Raw genomic sequence first — 16710 nt, 5'->3', positions numbered from 1 at the left:
TACTGTTCAATTTTAAAATAGCAAAAGTATTCCGTTCATTACTACCTCATTGGAGCGATGTTAACGTGGATAAAATCAGGCGAGATAGCTATTTCTTAAATCTAGTGGTGCTGCTTTCAATCGCACCTTAGAGGTATAAAAAGGCAATATGTTTTGGAATACACTTCCCTTTATGGTTCAATAAGCAGGCTTTTCTCTCTAGTACGATCGTATCTTGTTAGCTTTAACACTTGATCCCCTAACTTTCAAAGTATAGTATAAACTCCTGGTATAAGCAAAAGTGAGAATTCCTTCAGTAAATATAGTGCTGTACTATAAGGAAAGAATACTCACTTTTGCTATAAACTACTTACGAAATTTGCATTGAAACTCTTTACTACAAGAGTTTATCCAGGGTAATTGGCAGTTCTCTTACCCGCTTACCTGTAGCATGGAAAACTGCATTAACTATAGCCGGTGCTACACTTACAATACCAATTTCGCCTAAGCCCTTTACCCCTAACGGATTCACGATATCGTCTTTTTCTTCTACAAAGATCACCTCCGATTCGTGGATGTCTGCATTAACCGGCACATGGTATTTGTCCAGATCGTGGTTCATGAAACGGCCCAGGTTGTTGTCCATTACAGTTTTTTCCTGCAGGGCTGCCCCAATACCCCAGACCATGCCTCCTAATATCTGGCTCCTGGCTGTTTTCGGGTTTACAATGCGTCCTCCGGCTATAGCACTTACTACTCTTGTTACTTTAATCGTACCCAGGTCTTCGTCTACTTTAACTTCTACAAACGTGGCAGAATGGGCATACGAAGCATACTTTTCCTGTTTATCTGCAGGCTTAGTAGTCAATTCTTCTACTATTGGTTTACCGCCATTTTGCTTTAACGCAGTAGTAAAGGCAACTGCTTTTGTGGTATCATTTTTCAGGCTGATCCGGCCATTAGAGAAAGTAACATCTTCCAACGTGGCGTTACCGAACGTTTGGTTATCTGCCTGCTTAGCGAGTTCAAAAAGCGTTTGTTTTACTTTATCGCATACTTCCTTCACAGCTGAACCTACCGATGACACCGTCCAGGAGCCACCTTCGAGCGGGGACTTTGGAAGGGAAGTATCACCGAGGTTAAAAGTTACGTCCTCCAGTGGCATTCCCATTGTTTCAGCAGCAATCTGGGTCATAACGGTATAAGTACCAGTTCCGATATCAGCTGTGGCTGTGCCAACGGTTAACTTACCGTCCGGAGTTAACACAGCTTTAACGGATACCTCTTTCTGCTGTGCTTCCCAGGCACCGTGCGCCATTCCCCAACCAATCAGGTTACGCCCTTCGCGCATAGAGCGAGGTGCCGGGTTGCGTTTTTCCCATCCAAACTTTTCAGCACCCTGCCGGTAGCATTCTTTCAGCTCTTTACTCGAGAATGGCTTGCCCTTAGACTGGTCCTCTTCAGCGTAATTCTTTAACCGGAACTCCAGTGGGTCCATCCCTATTTTGTAGGCAAGTTCATCCATAGTACACTCCATCGCATAAATACCGGTTGTACCTCCCGGAGCGCGCATATCAAGTGGTGTGTATACATCCAGCCCGACCAGTTTGTGGCTTACCTGCACATTATCGCACTGATAAAGTACACCGGGCCAAATCGTAACATCTTCGGAGTAATCTTCGAACCGGGAAGTTTCTGCAAACACATCCTGCTGAATGGCTTCTAACTTACCATCTGAAGCGGCGCCAACGGCAAAACGCTGCATGGTTTTGGGCCGGTGGCCGAAAGAAAACATCTGTTGCCTGGTTAATACCACCCTTACAGAACGCTTCAGTTCAAGCGCTGCCAGCACAGCCAAAAACAACTGGTACTGCGGCCGTAAGCCAGACCCAAAAGCGCCACCCACAAACGGTGAAATAACACGCACATTTTCTTTATTCAGGCCAAAAGCTTTACCCAGGTAGTTCTGGCTATTTTCCACTCCCTGAATTTTATCATAAACCGTCAGTTTACCCTCTCCTTCCCAAACAGCCGTAGAAGCGTGCATTTCCATCGGGTTGTGGTGCTCGCTGGGGTGTGCGTATTCTGTTTCTACTTTAAATTCAGCTTCTCTAAAAGCCTTCTCCGGATTACCTCGTGGGTCTGGTGGCGGGGTAGATTTATACTCTTCAGGCTCGTAAGCTTTTTCAATGTTCGCTTCAAAGTCTGTTTCAAAAGCAGCAGTTTCATATTCCACTTCCAGTAGCATAGCGGCATAACGGGCCAGTTCAAACGAATCGGCTACCACCAACGCAATAGGCTGCATGCTGAACTGTATCTCATTTTGGTAAAGCGGTCGAAACGGAGAACCGGGAGGCGAATCCTCATCCTGGTAATTTTTATCACCCCAGATATAGCCCGGCCTGTTCTCATGCGTGAAAACTTCCAGCACGCCATCCAGCGCAAGTGCTTTAGAAGTATCTATACTTTTGATCTTACCTTTGGCAATCGCGCTGTTCACTACAAACCCATATGCCAGATCAGGAGCGTTAAATTCAGCTGCATACTTTGCCTGGCCCGTAACTTTGGCATAACCATCCACGCGGTTAGCCGGTTTTCCTATCTGATCTGTATTCATGATGCTGCCTCCATTTTTAAAGCCTGCTCCAACGCCCGTACAATAGCCCGTTTGGCAAGCTCGATCTTAAAATCATTGTCTCCATACCCTTTTGCGCCTTCCAGGTACGCTTCTGCTACTTCCCTGAAATTTTCAGTTGTGGCGGCCTTTCCCTGAAGTATAGCTTCGGCTTCCGGTTTTCGCCAGGGTTTGTGCGCTACGCCACCCAACGCGATGCGGGCTTCCTTTATGGTAGTACCATCCAGTTCAAGCGCAGCCGCTACAGACACCAATGCAAAGGCATAGGAAGCACGGTCGCGCAGTTTCAGGTACGTATAATGTTCCGGAAATCCTTTCGCTGGCAGGTCGATAGACGTGATAAGTTCATCTTCTTTCAGATTGGTATCGATATGCGGCGTATCTCCGGGCAACCTATGAAAATCTAAAATCGGAATGGTACGCTCGCCATCTTTACCGGTAACATGTATACTTGCATCGAGCGCCGCCAGCGCTACAGCCATATCGGAAGGATGCGTGGCAATGCAATGTTCGCTGGTGCCAAGTATAGCCAGGTCGCGGTTATAGCCTTTTATGGCCGAACACCCGGAGCCGGGTTCGCGTTTGTTGCAGGGTGTGGCGGTATCGTAAAAATAATAACAGCGCGTGCGTTGCAGCAAATTACCGCCATCCGTAGCTACGTTACGCAACTGCGCAGTAGCGCCGGCAAGTATGGCATGCGACAATAAAGGATAACGCTTTTCTACCAGTTCATTATAAGCTGTATCATTATTTGTTACAAGTGCTCCTATACGCAACCCTCCTTTGTCGTTTTCTTCAATGGTTTTATGAGCGATGTGCGTAACGTCGATCAGGTGTGCCGGCCGCATCACATCTATTTTCATCAGGTCGAGGAGGTTGGTGCCGCCTGCTATAAATTTGGCGCCTTCGTGCGTGCTGACTTCCTGTACAGCTGCGTTTACATCTGCGGCTTTGGTATAAGTAAATGGCCTCATCGTATTTCGCCCCTTTCCAGTGCTTCCTGCGCTACCTTCACTATATTGACATAAGCCCCGCAACGGCACACGTTGCCGCTCATCAAATCCCGGATGTCATCCATGGTTTTAGCTTTACCTTCGTTGACCAAACCTATCACCGAACAGATTTGCCCGGGTGTGCAGTAACCGCATTGGAAAGCATCATGATCAATAAAAGCCTGCTGCACCGGGTGCAACTCGCCTTCTTTGGCCAGGCCTTCTATGGTTGTTATTTTCTTATCCTGTTGCATCACTGCCAGCGAAAGGCAGGAGTTGATCCGCTTTCCGTCTACCAGCACCGTACAGGCGCCGCATTGCCCGTGGTCGCATCCTTTTTTGGTTCCTGACAGGTGCAGGTGTTCGCGTAAGGCATCCAATAGCGTGGTCCAGGGTGCTATATTCAGCTGCCTGCTTAAGCCGTTAACGCGTAATGTAACGCTACTGGTCGGGGGTAACTCTACCGTATTTTTTTCCATAATTTTACTCGGTTATGGTTCAACTAAAGTTTATGTAAAGGGAGGCCATCAAGCACGCAACAGTAACCTAAGCGCACGGTTTACAAAGTATAAACACATACTTTGCTTCGCGTTAAATAGCGGCTTCAGATCGCTGTCAGGTTGTATTTCATTTGTCTGAGGTTTAACGGGCAACTTTAACTTCATGTTCAGGATTAATTTCTGACCCGCAACATAGTGCCTTATACTTTGTAGCAAATACACTCGTCTTTATGCGAAGGAAGCCTTGCGTTATTTAGGTGGAATATTTATTTTACTTATCTTAGCCTACCAATTCATCACAACATGTTCAAGACATTCCTATTCTCCATACTGATCATTACAGGTTATAGTGTTACAGCTGCTCCTACGGGTACAGATCAGCTTACAGAAAGTATAAAAAGAGGCAAACAAGTATACCTGGCCAATTGCCAGAGCTGCCACATGGAAGCCGGCGAAGGCGTACCGGGCGTTTTTCCGCCTTTGGCAAAATCTGATAACCTGAAGAAAGACCCGAACAGAGCAACCAAAGCTGTTGTGCACGGCATGAGCGGAGAGATTACCGTGAACGGCCAAAAGTATAACATGGAGATGCCAGCCCAGAGCCATTTATCAGACCAGGAAATAGCCGATGTGGTCAACTATATCCAGAATAACTGGGGCAACAAAGCCAAGGCTGTAACACCGGCGCAGGTAAAAGCAACACGTAGTAAGTAAGTGAAGTATAAAACCCATGCAGCACCCGGAGCTATTGTTGTTCTTTTTCGTGATAGCTTTTGTGTATGCTTCGGTCGGTTTTGGCGGAGGCTCGAGTTACCTGGCCATACTTGCTTTGTACGCTTTGCCTTTCCAGGAAGTACGATTAATTGCCTTGATCTGTAACATTGTGGTAGTAACGGGCGGCACTATACTTTACATCCGAAACCACCACGTCAGCTGGAAAAAAGTAATTCCGCTGGTACTGCTTAGCGTACCGATGGCTTATTTCGGGGCTTCTCTTAAAATGGAGCAGGAGACTTTTTATGTGTTGCTCGGATGTAGTTTGTTGCTGGCAGCTGTACTATTATGGATTAAAAAGCGTACGAGTTCCGAGAATCCGGAAGCTCCTGCAAATCAGGTTAACCCTATAAAAAACAGCTTTTTAGGCGGAATCATTGGTTTCTGTTCTGGCTTACTAGGCATTGGCGGTGGCATTTTTCTTTCCCCTATCCTGCACCTGATGAAATGGGATGGCACTAAGAAAATAGCGGCTACAGCCAGCATTTTTATACTTGTAAATTCGCTGGCAGGTATCGCAGGTCAGCTTTCTCAACTCCCGACTTCTATGGATTACTCGCGTATACTTCTGCTGTGCGGTGCCGTATTAGCAGGCGGGCAGTTAGGCTCCCGTGTAGCCATATTTAAGTTTAATCCGCTGATGATACGCCGCGTAACAGCAGCGCTTATCTTTGTGGCTGGTATTGAAGTATTGTACAAGCACCTGCTCCTCTTTAACTAAGTATAACATGAAACTAATAAGTATAACATGAAACTAAATGTACTGGCATTTGGCATAGCCAAGGATATTTTCAGCGGCTCTGCCATAGACGTGGAGCTTACCGGAGAAGCGACTGTTACTGCATTGCGTATCTCACTTGAAAACCAATTTCCGCGCCTAAAGCAGTTGGCCTCTTACATGGTAGCCGTCAACAACGAATATGCGTCCGCTGAAGACGTACTGCAGCTGCGCGATGAAATTGCTATCATTCCGCCGGTAAGCGGAGGTTAATCCAGGTATAAATGATTGATATAAAGTTAACGGAAGAACCATTGGATATTTCTGCCTGCGTGGAGTGGGTCATGTCGCCGGAGTGTGGGGGGATTGATGTTTTTATTGGTACTGTCCGGAATGCTACCAAAGGCAAAACGGTTTTGCGCCTGGAGTTTGAAGCCTATGAACCAATGGCACTGAAGGAAATGCAAAAGATAGCGGATCAGACGATGCAGAAATGGCCGGTGCAGAAGATATTGCTGCACCACCGCACCGGCACGTTAGCAATTGGTGAAGTACCCGTTATCATTGCAGTCGCTGCCGCCCACCGCGATGCAGCCTTCGACGCTTGTCGCTACATCATCGATACGTTAAAGCAAACCGTACCTATCTGGAAAAGAGAGATTTTTGAAGACGGCGAAGTATGGGTAGCCGCGCATCCTTAATTTATACTTGCCCTTCCCGCCAGGCTTTCATGCCCCCATCTAAAGAATAGAATTGTTTATCTGGATAAATTTTCTTCAGCATCTTAACACCTTCCCCACTCCGCTTGCCCGAAGCGCAGTAAAGTATGATAGGCTTATTTGTAGCTAAGAATGATGTATTGCTGCTTAGCTCCTCCAACGGTACATGTTCACCGCCGATGTTAAAACTCTCCCGCTCCGCCTGACTTCTGACATCTACCAACACATAAGCATCTGAATTTATACTTTGCTGTAACTCCTTTACAGAGATTGTCGGTACTTCTTCGGTTTGTGGCAATGCCTTTATACTTGTTTTGGTAACATTTCCTAGTTTGATGATGCGGCTCTGCATGGTTTGCGCATCGAACAGAAGCAACTTGCCAGCCAATAATTCGCCTGTTTTTGTAACGTATTTGATTACTTCGTTTGCCTGCATACAGCCTATCATCCCTGCCAGCGTAGGAATAACGCCACCTTCCGCGCAGTTGGGTACCTGCGAAGCATCAACATCCGGGTACACATCGCGGTAATTAGGCGAGAAACTTCCATCCGGCAGCGCTACATTCCAGACGGCTACCTGCCCATCAAACTGGTAAATAGCACCGTACACCAACGGCTTCCCGGCCAGCACACAGGCATCGTTCAGCAGGTATTTCGTATCGAAATTATCAGTACCGTCCAGCACCAGATCATACGCTTGCAGTAGGGCCATAATGTTTTCGGAAGTAACTTTAAAGACATGCGGTACCAGCTTCACATCCGGGTTCTGCCGCTGGAGTTTTTCACAGGCAATTAAAGCTTTTTTCTGACCTACTTCATCCGGCGTAAAAAGTATCTGCCGGTGAAGGTTTCCTATAGAAACCACATCAAAATCAGCTATACCCAGGGTGCCCACACCAGCCGCAGCCAGGTATTGCGCCGCCGGACAACCCAATCCGCCTGCCCCAACTACAAGCACGCGGGCGTTATGCAAAGCCTGCTGAGAAGCCTCGTTAAATCCCGGTAAGGCGATCTGGCAAGTATAGCGCAGTAAATTATTCTGCATGTAACTGTTTTGTTCTTTGTTGAAGTATGAGTTGCACACGCTCCAGTTCATCGGGCGTGTTCACATTCAGTAACGCGTCCGGGTCAAGTGGTTTTAATAGCGTAACCGCACTGTTAAGCAATACTTTTCTGGGACATGTATAGCCCTGCGCCAGAAAAGCCAGCAACTCCGGATAGCTCTTCGGTTCCCAAATCGTGATCAACGGCTCCGGAAAACCATCGTGCGGACTTTGGAATGTCGTTGCAACAGTAGATGAGTTCCGATGCTTAGTTAACTGTTGTAGTGTTGTTTCATCTAGTAAGGGCAAGTCGCAGGCAACGACAAGCCAGGCTGCATCCGGCTGCTCGCGGAAGGCAGAAAGTATAGCCCCGTACGGCCCCAAACCGGTAAAGGTATCTGGCAGCAATTTATACTTTTCGCCTGTTTCCATTTCCTGTTCAGGTCGGCAGGAGATGAACACTTCGTTGCAAAACTGCTCTAACAACTCGGCCATAAAATAGCGTTGCTCCTTGCCGTGCCACTGCATAGCGCTTTTATCCTGCCCCATACGCAGGCTTTTACCTCCAGCCAACACCAGTCCATTTAAAACTGGCTTTGCCTGCTGCAACTGCACCTCAAAGAAAGAAATAATCTTGGTTGTATTGCTAAGCTGATAGATCGGGATTTCCTGCCAATTTGGTAAAGCATCCTTTACAAAGTCAAACATCTCATCAGTATTATCGGCAAGTATAAATAACTGCACGTTCGTTAGCTGTGGAAGCCGTTTCTGCAACGATGCTTTTTTAGCGTTGTCGATTATTACCACCTGTGCCTTTGCTTGCTGATGATTGCCGTTTACCAGCACCAGATCCATTTCTGAAAATAGCTGTCTGAACTTAAACGGATTCAGCTCCTTTTTGAAGTCGAACTGGTGGTAATGGATCTGGTCTGTATACTCCGCTACAGCACCTGAGTTCAGGCGTCCGGGCAATGCTGTTTGTTCATCCGCATTTGCATGTTGAGCATCCACGTAAGCACATTTATACTTCCCAGACAAAGCTTTTATCACAACATCAGCAAGATCCTTTATTACTCCGCAAGGTGTGCCAAGTATAGCCCATTCATTTCGGGCAAAGTTGCCGTAGGCTGGCCTTGTGATGATGCTGTGTTTTTTATGCTCTTTTGAAGTCACGCTTCCCTCCTGTCTTTTCTATCAGCTTCGTTTCTTTGATCACAATGTCGTGGCTCAGGGCTTTGCACATATCATACACCGTAAGCGCGGCCACCGAAGCACCCACCAGCGCTTCCATTTCTATACCTGTTTTGGCTGTAATACTGGCTGTACAGTCGATGACAACTTCTTGCTGCTCATTTAGCTGTATACTGATGTGGCAATTATCCATGCCGATGGGGTGGCAAAGCGGAATCAGATCACCGGTTTTTTTGGCGGCCATAATTCCGGCAATAATAGCCGTCTGGAAAACTGAGCCCTTTTTTGTCTGAATGTCTCCTTCCACTAATTTTTCCAGTACCTCAGAAGGTAACGAAACTATACTTCTGGCAGTAGCGGTGCGGTGGGTCGCCTGCTTTCCTCCCACATCCACCATCGTGGCTTGTCCTTTATCGTTCAGGTGCGAAAATTCACTCATGTTATACTTGCTAATTTATACTTCAGTTGCTGTATGTGGGCCGGTTTATACTTTTATACTAGCGGCTTAAACGGCCAAACTCTGTATACTTCTCCCTGCTTAAAATTACTTTTTTCAGCGGGCAGCTCCAGAAAAGCATTGGCCTCTACCAGGTTCGCAAAATCACCGGAACCGTTTCCTGCCAGTGGCGTGGCAATCAATTGGCCTTTCGGGTTTATACTTAAACTTACCTGCAGAAAGTATTGCAGAGGTGCCTCAAAAACGAAGTCTATACTTAAAGCAGCGTATACCTTAGCTTCAGGCAAACCTATACTTTTCTGTAGCCACGGCATAAAGTAGCGGTGCAGGCACATAAATGTGGAGGCCGGATTGCCGGGCAATGCAAATACCAGTACGCCGTTGGCATGCTTTCCAAACCAGAAAGGTTTGCCGGGTCGCTGCTGTACTTTATGAAAAAGTTTTTTCACTTCCAGATCTTCCAACACTTCGGGTACATAATCAAACTTGCCCATCGAAATGCCACCGCTTAGTATAATCACATCATACTTTTGCAGGCATTTCTGTAGTTGCTGCTTTATACTTTGGCGATCATCCGGAATATGAAGCAGCTCAGCCTCAATTTTATACTTTTGCAAAGCCGCCTGTATCGTATAAGTATTCGATTTTCTGATCTGATACGGTAGTGGCGAATCCTGTATAGCAACCAACTCATCTCCGGTAGAAATAACCACCACTTTCGGAAGCGTTTTCACGCGCAGTTCTGTTGCACCCACCGATGCGGCCACTCCTATTAAGGCAGCATCAATAAGCTTGTTTGCAGGCGCCACCACATCGCCAGCTTGCTTATCTTTTCCTTGCTGATGAATGTTCTGGCCCCGCTTAATTTCATCCGTTAAAATGGTGGCAGTACCATTCTTAATTTCCAGATCTTCGTACCGGATTACCGTATCGACAGTAGTTGGCAAAGCGGCACCGGTCATGATTTCGTTGCAGGCATCCAAAGTATAAATCTCCACCGGTTTATCGCCGGCGGCTTGTGTTGCATTGATATGAAAAGTGCGCGTGCCTTGTTTAAACGCTTCATACTTGATCGCAATGCCATCCATCGCAACCCGGTTAAATGGCGGAAGATCCCGGTCAGCTTTCAGGTCTATGGCCAGCACCCGGCCCAATGCCTGCTCCAGGGGCACAACTTCTACTCCATAGTTTCGGGCCTGCGCCTGTATGATCGCTTCCGCTTCTTCTACTTTAATCATAGGTGTAAACTATACTAGCCTTTTTGTCATCTCGAACATCGTGAGAGATCTATCTCAGATTCCTGAAAGCCTTCATCAATCCTGATCATCCTGTATCTCATGATTTAAAAATTTCATGAACGGATTTGATGCCTTAACCAGTGCTTCCTTTTTGCTACGACTCCATTTTTTAAGCTCTTTCTCTTGTGCTATTGCATGTTCAACTTGGGTAAACCTCTCGTAGTAGATTAAGTTGTAGCAATAGTATTTACCAGCAAAAGTTTTACTGTTTCCATCGTTTTCAAAGTGCTCCCGCAAGCGTCTTACCAGGTCATTTGTAACTCCAATGTAGAAAGTTGTTCTTTTGGGATTAGTCGTGATGTAAGTAAAATAGTTGTGCGAAGGCATCTAAGTTTTAGCTGTATTTATACTTACTATAAAATGCTATTTTAGATAGATCTCTCACGTTGTTCGAGATGACAAAAAAAGAAGAAACCTTACAAGCTACCCTCCAATAGTGGCCATAGAGGCATTAAGTATTGGCAAACCCACCACGTTCTTTTCTGCTTCCCAGCCATTTGCTTCTTTCTTACTGACAGCTTCTCGAAGCGCTGTTTCAAGTCCGTTCAGCGTTGTATCTGCGCGCATCAGGTCTTTTACGTTCAGCACGCTGTTGCCATAAAGGCATGTTTTTAAATCTCCTTGTGGTGTTAAGCGAATACGGTTGCAAGTGCCGCAGAACGAGCGGGTATACGCCGCAATAATACCGACCGTGCCTTTATAGCCGGGTATCTGATAATTGTATGATGTTGAATAAAGCGGGTCCGGTAGTTTTTGAATAGCAGCATGTTTATACTTGATCGCTTCCAGAATCTGCACATGATCCCAGGACAAGGACGCTTGGTGAGAACCACCGTTGAAGGGCATCTCTTCAATAAAACGCACACTAACGGGCAAGTCTCTGGTCAGTTCTACAAGCGGAAGTATGTCTTCGGTATTTCTGCCTTCCATCACCACGGCATTTATCTTTACTTCGATGTCATACTTGAGCAAAGCCTCCAATGTACCCAGTACACTTGGCAGTTCATCGCGGCGGGTAATATCCAGAAAGCGCTGCCGATCCAGGGTATCCAGGCTGAGATTTACAGAGGAAACACCGATCTTTTTTAGTTCGGGCACGAAGGGAGCCGTGAGTACGCCGTTAGTTGTGAGCGTTAGTTGTTGCAGCCCATTCAGTTTTGAAAGATCAGTCAGAAAAGGCATAAAGTCTTTGCGCACGAAAGGTTCTCCTCCGGTAATGCGGATCTTCTCTACTCCCATCCCCACCAGCACCGAACTGATCTGCAGCATTTCTTCATACGACATCAGTTCCTGCCGCGAAAGCCAGTCAATGCCTTCTTCGGGCATGCAATAGAAACAGCGTAGGTTGCACCTGTCAGTTACTGCCAGCCTTAAATAATTGATTTTTCTTCCGTGTCTGTCTATCAACATGCTCTGCTATACGGGATATTTTGAAAAGTATGGGTAAAACTGACGGGTCCGCCAATGCCTTTTCATAAAATAAAAACACACCGCCTTCTGATTTGATTTACTGAAGACGGTGTGCTATACTTGCTATTAACTTTTATACATTTTTCAGCTCCGGCTGATTGATGAAGGGCTGGTTTCGCAAACGCTTGCCAGTTGCTTTGAACAGGGCATTTGCTACGGCACCACCTGTTGGCGGTAATGCCGGCTCTCCCAAGCCAGTCGGGTCGATGCCGTTATTAATGAAATGCACGTCTACTTCCGGTACTTCCTTCATGCGTATCAGGCGATAATTATTGAAATTGCTCTGCTCGGCAGCACCAGCTTTAAACGTCAGGTTGCTGTACATGGCGTGGCCTAACCCATCGATCACACCACCGCGCACCTGCTGGTAAGCACCACTCAGGTTCACTACAATACCGCAATCTACAGCAGCATGAATTCTATCGATGGTCGGCTTGCCATCTTTCATCACCACATCGGCTACCTGCGCTACATACGACCTGTGCGAAAAGTATACACTGAAGCCTTGCGAAACGCCTTTCTTTTTGCCCCAATTTGCTTTTTCTGCTGCCAGCGTAATCACGCCTTTCATCCTGTCGAGGTCATACTTGATGGCACCAACCGGAGCCGTTTTTGCTTTGTCGAGCAACTCCAGGCGGAATTGTATTGGATCTTTTTTAGCTGCCTGGGCCACTTCATCCAAAAATGCCTGCTCTGCAAACGCCAGGAAGTTGGTAATTGGTGCGCGCCATGCTCCGGTCGTAATAGGCGATTTATGTTCTACTGATTCGATGAGTAAGTTTTCTACAGCACCTGACGGGAAATTATCTTCCCGGGTAGGATTACCAGAATTGATGCCTGCGCCGCGCAGCTTATAGCCGATCATGTTGCCTTTTTTATCCAAAGCAGCCTCAAAACGATAACGCACCGCCGGACGATACGTACCACCGGTCATATCGTCTTCGCGGGTCCAGATCAGTTTGATCGGCTTCTTAATTATGCTTGAAAGTTCGGCAGCTTCCAGCACATAATCGCCGTAAAGTCTTCTGCCGAAGCCGCCACCCAAACGGGTTAATTCTAAGGTGATCTTTTCAGGGGCGATGTTCAGGAGTTTCGCCACGTCGCCGCGTGCTCTTTCCGGCGTTTGTATCGGTCCGATCAGTTCCACACCATCCGGGCGAACATCCGCAAAGAAGTTCATGGGCTCCATCGGGCTATGCGACAGGAAAGGACATTGGTACTCGGCTGTGATTACTTTTGCTGCATTTTTAAAGGCTGTGTCAACATCTCCGTCTTTGCGGCGCTCTGTGGCTTCTTTTCCTGCCAGTAATTCTTTGAAAATACGGTCGTGATCCGCAGAACTCTCCAGCGTGCCTTCTGCTTCGTACTCCACTTTAAGCGCTTTCCGTGCTTTATTAACCTGCCAGGTAGAGGTACCCACCACTGCTACATTGTTTTTGAACGTAACCACATCCACTACGCCAGGTACAGCTTTGGCCGCTGCCGCATCTACGGATTTCAGTTTCATACCGAATGCCTTTGGCCGCTGTATGACAGCATACAGCATGCCTTCTTTATAGACATCCAGTCCGTAAAGCGGTTTGCCGGTTATCATTTCGTAGTTATCAACGTTGCGTATAGCTTTGCCGATCAGCTTGAAATCTTTCTGATCTTTTAGTTTAACTTCTGTTGGAACAGCAACTTTAGATGCTTCTGTTGCCAGCTCGCCATAGCTAAGTTTTCGATTACTTGCTTTGTGCAGCACCATGCCGTTTTCGGTTGATACGGTGTCTACAGAAACTTTCCAGCGCTTGGCTGCCGCTTCCATCAGCATGTGCCTGGCGGTTGCTCCGGCTTTGCGCAGTCGCTCCCAGGAATGCGGTACGGCCCCACTGCCACCGGTTACCTGGCGCTCAAACTTGTTGGTATCTAAGGCAGCTTGTACTACTTTCACTTTCGTCCAGTCCGCATCCAGCTCTTCGGCCACAATCATCGGGAAAGAGGTTTTGATGTTCTGCCCCAGTTCCGGGTTTGGTGAAAGTATGGTAATAATATTATCCGGAGAAATAGAAAGATAGCTGTTGAAGTTGATATTGCCGCTTGCCAGTTGGGTATCGGTTAGTACTTCCATAGCCGTTGAGGCCAAGGTGCTGGTCCAGCTGAAGCCTAACATAAGTCCGCCGCCAGCCGTGGCAGCAAGCTTCATAAAACTGCGTCTGCTTGTTGTAGAGATGTCGGTCATGGCTAATTCAGTTTTGTGGCGGCTAAGGCAACAGCTTCACGGATGCGGTGATACGTACCGCAGCGGCAGATATTCCCATTCATGGCGGTTTCTATTTCTGCTTCGGTTGGGTTCGGGTTTTTGCTCAGGAAAGCAGTTGCTGTCATGATCTGGCCAGCTTGGCAATAGCCACATTGCGCCACGTCTACCTTGTCCCAGGCCTGCTGCACGGCATGCAGTTTTCCGTTGGTTTCGAGGCCTTCAATGGTGGTGATCGTGGCATTTGCTGCAGCTGAAACCGGGTACACGCAGGAGCGCATCGGGTTGCCGTTTACATGCACGGTGCAGGCGCCGCACTGCGCAATACCACAGCCATACTTTGTACCTACCAACCCCAGGTTATCGCGTAGCACCCACAAAAGCGGGGTATCCGGTTCCACATCGGCCTCATAGGCACGGCCATTGATTTGCAGCTTATACTTTGCCATCCGTAAATTCTGTTAAGTTTAAACACTAAGATAGAAAATATCCGGAAGCAACCATATAGGCAGCCGCAATTTAGAATGTATCGTTTTCTGGTTTAATCAGCGCGTTGTAATCGTCTGAGGTGTCTATATCCACATAGCCAAGCGGAAAATCAACAGCTGCAACATCCTCTTTATACTTTGCTATCAATCTTTTTGCGCCTTCCTGCCCTTGCAGCGCCAGCAGTTCGGGGAAGTATCTTTTATCAAAAAGCACAGGGGTACCCAGCGTATCTTTATACTTGCTAGCCACTATACCTTTGCCACTTTCTGTTTTCGTTTGCACGATGTTATGTAGCAAAGCGGCCTCTACAAAAGGCTGGTCGCATACCATAAAGATACTGGAAGTAATCTCTGAACTTGCTTCGAGTAAGGTTAGAAGTCCAATGCGAATTGAAGATGCCATCCCCTCCTGCCACTCTGAATTCCGAACAATGGTAACGGTTTTGGTTTTGTCTTCAGGTAAAGTATAACTGGCATCAGGACTGAGCACCACTATAATAGGATCGCATACCGAAATCAAGGCTGTTTTCACAGCGCGCTGCAGCAGCGTGGCCCCTTCAAAGTATAAATTCTGCTTCGGTTTACCTAACCGTGTGGAAGCTCCTGCTGCTAGTATGACCAGTCCCGTCATGGCTTTTTGTTATAAACTTAGCTTTATAATCGCTTCAAAGTATGATGTCATTTCGGCAATAGGAGAAATCTTATTAAAATTCCAACTAGATCTCTCATCGACGCTATCAACTTAAGTGTTTTAAGCTATTAAGCTGCTTTATTAAGCTGTCATTTCGAGTGCAACGAGAAATCTATCTGGGATACAATTACGGGTGTTCTAAACAGATCTCTCCTGTTGTCGAGATGACAAATCTGGCTTGAGTTGACCGCACTTGATCTCTCACTGTGTTCGGGATGAAAACTATCACAGAAGTATTATTCCTGAACCGTTCAAATTTTAAATACCACAGGTAAAGCTGCCTTTTATACTTAAATCAGCTACTTCATTTATACTTTGCGGAAGCTTCTCACCTAAAAACTCAACTCCGATCGCAGCTTCATCACGCGGATGGATCACGTCCTGTTTATACTTTAATGACGCTCCTTTTTTATGGGCAAGTACAGATTTAATTTCTGAGATGATGGAAAGCGCAATTTCTTCAGGGGTTTCAGCACCGATGTCTAATCCGGTTGGTCCGTAAACATGCGATATTTGCGCTTCTGTAATAACCATCCCTTCCTCCTGCAACTCCGTTAACATGCGGTCCAGTTTCTTTTTGGGGCCTAATGAGCCGATATAAGGCAATTGTAACGGCAATAACTGTCGCAGCATGGCCAGGTCATAAATATAATTGTGCGTCATCAAGACAAAAATAGTTTGATCGTCTGTTTGAACCTGATTAAGCACCTGCTCCGGTTTAGCAACTAGTACACGCTGCGCAGCGGGAAAACGAACCACGGTAGCGTAATTAGCCCGGCCATCAACCACCGTAACCTGCCACCCAAGTATGGCGGCCAGTTGCGTAAGCGGAATGGCATCGTTGCCGGCACCCACCACCACAAGCGAAACAGCAGGCTTCAGTATTTCTACAAAACCAGTTAGCGAAGTATCAGCAGAAATATACGTTTTAGTTACGGAGCTGCCTGTTTCAAGTACAAGTTGTGCCTCAGCCAATAACGCCTCCTGAATGGTTTTGTCCTTACATTGGCCGGCCATACTTCCGTTTTCAGGTATAAAAAGGCACGTACCCGGCTGTTCCGCAGTTCTGCTTTCCAAAGAAAAAAGTGTGACGAGAACTGCTTTCTGGCGGCTGCTTAAAAACGACCTGAAGTATGAAATCGGGTTATCCGGATCTTTGGGGTTGATGGGTTCGATCAGGATTTTGATAATGCCGTTGCAGCCCAGCCCTACGCCCAGTTTAGCGTCATCATCATCCGTGGTATCGTAGGTGATGAGCATAGCCTTTTGCTCCAGCATGACGCGCCGGGCTTTGCGCAACGCATCACCTTCCAGGCAACCGCCGCTTATGGCGCCGGTCAGTTGTCCGTCTTCTGTTACCAGCATGCGCGCGCCCGGCCTTCTGTACGAAGAACCTTCTACGTGCACCACAGTTGCCAGCGCAGCTTTTTTATGCTGCATCCGGGCCTGCTCAAACGCTATAACTATATCCTGAATTTCCTTCATTACACATCCACTTTAAGCCTGTATGTTAAAG

General features: G+C 46.9%; 18 protein-coding genes. 4 read left to right on the top strand and 14 right to left on the bottom strand.

The genetic code is table 11. From position 1 onward, the window contains the following. Positions 1-376: 376 nt before the first annotated feature. Genes DP923_RS14360 through DP923_RS16740 form a run of 4 tightly spaced genes read right to left on the bottom strand, consistent with a single transcriptional unit; the run spans position 377 to position 4271 of the window. Positions 377-2596 (bottom strand): xanthine dehydrogenase family protein molybdopterin-binding subunit, encoded by a 2220-nt coding sequence (locus DP923_RS14360; protein WP_112306550.1) that lies wholly within the window; start codon positions 2594-2596, stop codon positions 377-379. Next, positions 2593-3588, bottom strand: a complete 996-nt coding sequence (locus DP923_RS14355) for an FAD binding domain-containing protein (protein WP_112306549.1) — start codon at positions 3586-3588, stop codon at positions 2593-2595. The genes DP923_RS14360 and DP923_RS14355 overlap by 4 nt, the downstream gene beginning before the upstream one ends. Beyond that, the gene (locus DP923_RS14350; protein ID WP_112306548.1) at positions 3585-4085 is read right to left on the bottom strand and encodes a (2Fe-2S)-binding protein; all 501 of its coding nucleotides are present in this window, start codon (positions 4083-4085) and stop codon (positions 3585-3587) included. Before DP923_RS14350 ends, DP923_RS14355 begins: the two co-directional genes overlap by 4 nt. Before the next feature lie 48 nt (positions 4086-4133). Further along, positions 4134-4271: a hypothetical protein gene (locus tag DP923_RS16740; protein WP_165838203.1), complete on the bottom strand. Its 138-nt coding sequence runs from the start codon at positions 4269-4271 to the stop codon at positions 4134-4136. 138 nt (positions 4272-4409) lie between these two features. Here DP923_RS16740 and DP923_RS14345 point away from each other — a divergent pair, with 138 nt between their 5' ends. The 4 genes from DP923_RS14345 to DP923_RS14330 are packed head-to-tail and all read left to right on the top strand — an operon-like array spanning position 4410 to position 6299. Continuing rightward, positions 4410-4820 carry a c-type cytochrome gene (locus tag DP923_RS14345; RefSeq protein WP_112306547.1) on the top strand — a complete coding sequence of 137 codons (411 nt, stop codon included), beginning with the start codon at positions 4410-4412 and terminating at the stop codon, positions 4818-4820. 16 nt (positions 4821-4836) lie between these two features. Then, a complete protein-coding gene (locus tag DP923_RS14340) occupies positions 4837-5601 on the top strand; it encodes a sulfite exporter TauE/SafE family protein (protein WP_112306546.1) in 765 nt (254 codons plus the stop codon). A 27-nt stretch (positions 5602-5628) separates the two neighbouring features. Continuing rightward, a complete protein-coding gene (locus DP923_RS14335; protein WP_112306545.1) occupies positions 5629-5871 on the top strand; it encodes a MoaD/ThiS family protein in 243 nt (80 codons plus the stop codon). A gap of 11 nt (positions 5872-5882) precedes the next feature. After that, the gene (locus DP923_RS14330; protein WP_112306544.1) at positions 5883-6299 is read left to right on the top strand and encodes a molybdenum cofactor biosynthesis protein MoaE; all 417 of its coding nucleotides are present in this window, start codon (positions 5883-5885) and stop codon (positions 6297-6299) included. A gap of 1 nt (position 6300) precedes the next feature. Here DP923_RS14330 and DP923_RS14325 read toward each other — a convergent pair whose 3' ends face one another. From DP923_RS14325 to DP923_RS14280, 10 genes are all read right to left on the bottom strand, one after another. Next, on the bottom strand, positions 6301-7362 hold the full coding sequence (locus DP923_RS14325) for a HesA/MoeB/ThiF family protein (RefSeq protein WP_112306543.1): 1062 nt from the start codon (positions 7360-7362) through the stop codon (positions 6301-6303). After that, positions 7352-8533 (bottom strand): NTP transferase domain-containing protein, encoded by a 1182-nt coding sequence (locus DP923_RS16800; RefSeq protein WP_207801977.1) that lies wholly within the window; start codon positions 8531-8533, stop codon positions 7352-7354. The genes DP923_RS14325 and DP923_RS16800 overlap by 11 nt, the downstream gene beginning before the upstream one ends. Further along, entirely contained in the window at positions 8514-8990 is a 477-nt protein-coding gene (gene moaC, locus DP923_RS14315) for a cyclic pyranopterin monophosphate synthase MoaC (RefSeq protein WP_112306542.1), read from the bottom strand. Before moaC ends, DP923_RS16800 begins: the two co-directional genes overlap by 20 nt. A 53-nt stretch (positions 8991-9043) precedes the next feature. Beyond that, positions 9044-10246, bottom strand: coding sequence for a molybdopterin molybdotransferase MoeA (locus DP923_RS14310; protein WP_112306541.1), 1203 nt, complete (start codon positions 10244-10246; stop codon positions 9044-9046). A gap of 75 nt (positions 10247-10321) precedes the next feature. Further along, positions 10322-10633, bottom strand: coding sequence for a GIY-YIG nuclease family protein (locus DP923_RS14305; RefSeq protein WP_112306540.1), 312 nt, complete (start codon positions 10631-10633; stop codon positions 10322-10324). Positions 10634-10729: 96 nt separating this feature from the next. Beyond that, complete coding sequence (gene moaA / locus DP923_RS14300; RefSeq protein ID WP_112306539.1) at positions 10730-11716, bottom strand: GTP 3',8-cyclase MoaA; 987 nt, start codon at positions 11714-11716, stop codon at positions 10730-10732. A gap of 133 nt (positions 11717-11849) precedes the next feature. Continuing rightward, entirely contained in the window at positions 11850-13997 is a 2148-nt protein-coding gene (locus DP923_RS14295; protein WP_112306538.1) for a xanthine dehydrogenase family protein molybdopterin-binding subunit, read from the bottom strand. 2 nt (positions 13998-13999) lie between these two features. Continuing rightward, entirely contained in the window at positions 14000-14464 is a 465-nt protein-coding gene (locus DP923_RS14290) for a (2Fe-2S)-binding protein (RefSeq protein ID WP_112306537.1), read from the bottom strand. A gap of 70 nt (positions 14465-14534) precedes the next feature. Next, positions 14535-15134 (bottom strand): nucleotidyltransferase family protein, encoded by a 600-nt coding sequence (locus DP923_RS14285; protein ID WP_112306536.1) that lies wholly within the window; start codon positions 15132-15134, stop codon positions 14535-14537. 318 nt (positions 15135-15452) lie between these two features. Next, a complete protein-coding gene (locus DP923_RS14280) occupies positions 15453-16679 on the bottom strand; it encodes an XdhC family protein (RefSeq protein ID WP_112306535.1) in 1227 nt (408 codons plus the stop codon). Positions 16680-16710: the final 31 nt, after the last annotated feature.

The sequence above is a fragment of the Pontibacter arcticus genome (genome assembly GCF_003284895.1).
In the GTDB taxonomy this organism is placed as follows: domain Bacteria; phylum Bacteroidota; class Bacteroidia; order Cytophagales; family Hymenobacteraceae; genus Pontibacter; species Pontibacter arcticus.
Note: the sequence above shows the minus strand (reverse complement) of the source record. Positions and strands in the feature narration are given on the sequence as shown.

Bases quoted from the DNA above. Each gene is read 5' to 3' on its own strand.
- DP923_RS14360 (WP_112306550.1), bottom strand. From the start codon at position 2,596: ATGAATACAGATCAGATAGGAAAACCGGCTAACCGCGTGGATGGTTAT.
- DP923_RS14355 (WP_112306549.1), bottom strand. From the start codon at position 3,588: ATGAGGCCATTTACTTATACCAAAGCCGCAGATGTAAACGCAGCTGTA.
- DP923_RS14350 (WP_112306548.1), bottom strand. From the start codon at position 4,085: ATGGAAAAAAATACGGTAGAGTTACCCCCGACCAGTAGCGTTACATTA.
- DP923_RS16740 (WP_165838203.1), bottom strand. From the start codon at position 4,271: ATGAAGTTAAAGTTGCCCGTTAAACCTCAGACAAATGAAATACAACCT.
- DP923_RS14345 (WP_112306547.1), top strand. From the start codon at position 4,410: ATGTTCAAGACATTCCTATTCTCCATACTGATCATTACAGGTTATAGT.
- DP923_RS14340 (WP_112306546.1), top strand. From the start codon at position 4,837: ATGCAGCACCCGGAGCTATTGTTGTTCTTTTTCGTGATAGCTTTTGTG.
- DP923_RS14335 (WP_112306545.1), top strand. From the start codon at position 5,629: ATGAAACTAAATGTACTGGCATTTGGCATAGCCAAGGATATTTTCAGC.
- DP923_RS14330 (WP_112306544.1), top strand. From the start codon at position 5,883: ATGATTGATATAAAGTTAACGGAAGAACCATTGGATATTTCTGCCTGC.
- DP923_RS14325 (WP_112306543.1), bottom strand. From the start codon at position 7,362: ATGCAGAATAATTTACTGCGCTATACTTGCCAGATCGCCTTACCGGGA.
- moaC (WP_112306542.1), bottom strand. From the start codon at position 8,990: ATGAGTGAATTTTCGCACCTGAACGATAAAGGACAAGCCACGATGGTG.
- DP923_RS14310 (WP_112306541.1), bottom strand. From the start codon at position 10,246: ATGATTAAAGTAGAAGAAGCGGAAGCGATCATACAGGCGCAGGCCCGA.
- DP923_RS14305 (WP_112306540.1), bottom strand. From the start codon at position 10,633: ATGCCTTCGCACAACTATTTTACTTACATCACGACTAATCCCAAAAGA.
- moaA (WP_112306539.1), bottom strand. From the start codon at position 11,716: ATGTTGATAGACAGACACGGAAGAAAAATCAATTATTTAAGGCTGGCA.
- DP923_RS14295 (WP_112306538.1), bottom strand. From the start codon at position 13,997: ATGACCGACATCTCTACAACAAGCAGACGCAGTTTTATGAAGCTTGCT.
- DP923_RS14290 (WP_112306537.1), bottom strand. From the start codon at position 14,464: ATGGCAAAGTATAAGCTGCAAATCAATGGCCGTGCCTATGAGGCCGAT.
- DP923_RS14285 (WP_112306536.1), bottom strand. From the start codon at position 15,134: ATGACGGGACTGGTCATACTAGCAGCAGGAGCTTCCACACGGTTAGGT.
- DP923_RS14280 (WP_112306535.1), bottom strand. From the start codon at position 16,679: ATGAAGGAAATTCAGGATATAGTTATAGCGTTTGAGCAGGCCCGGATG.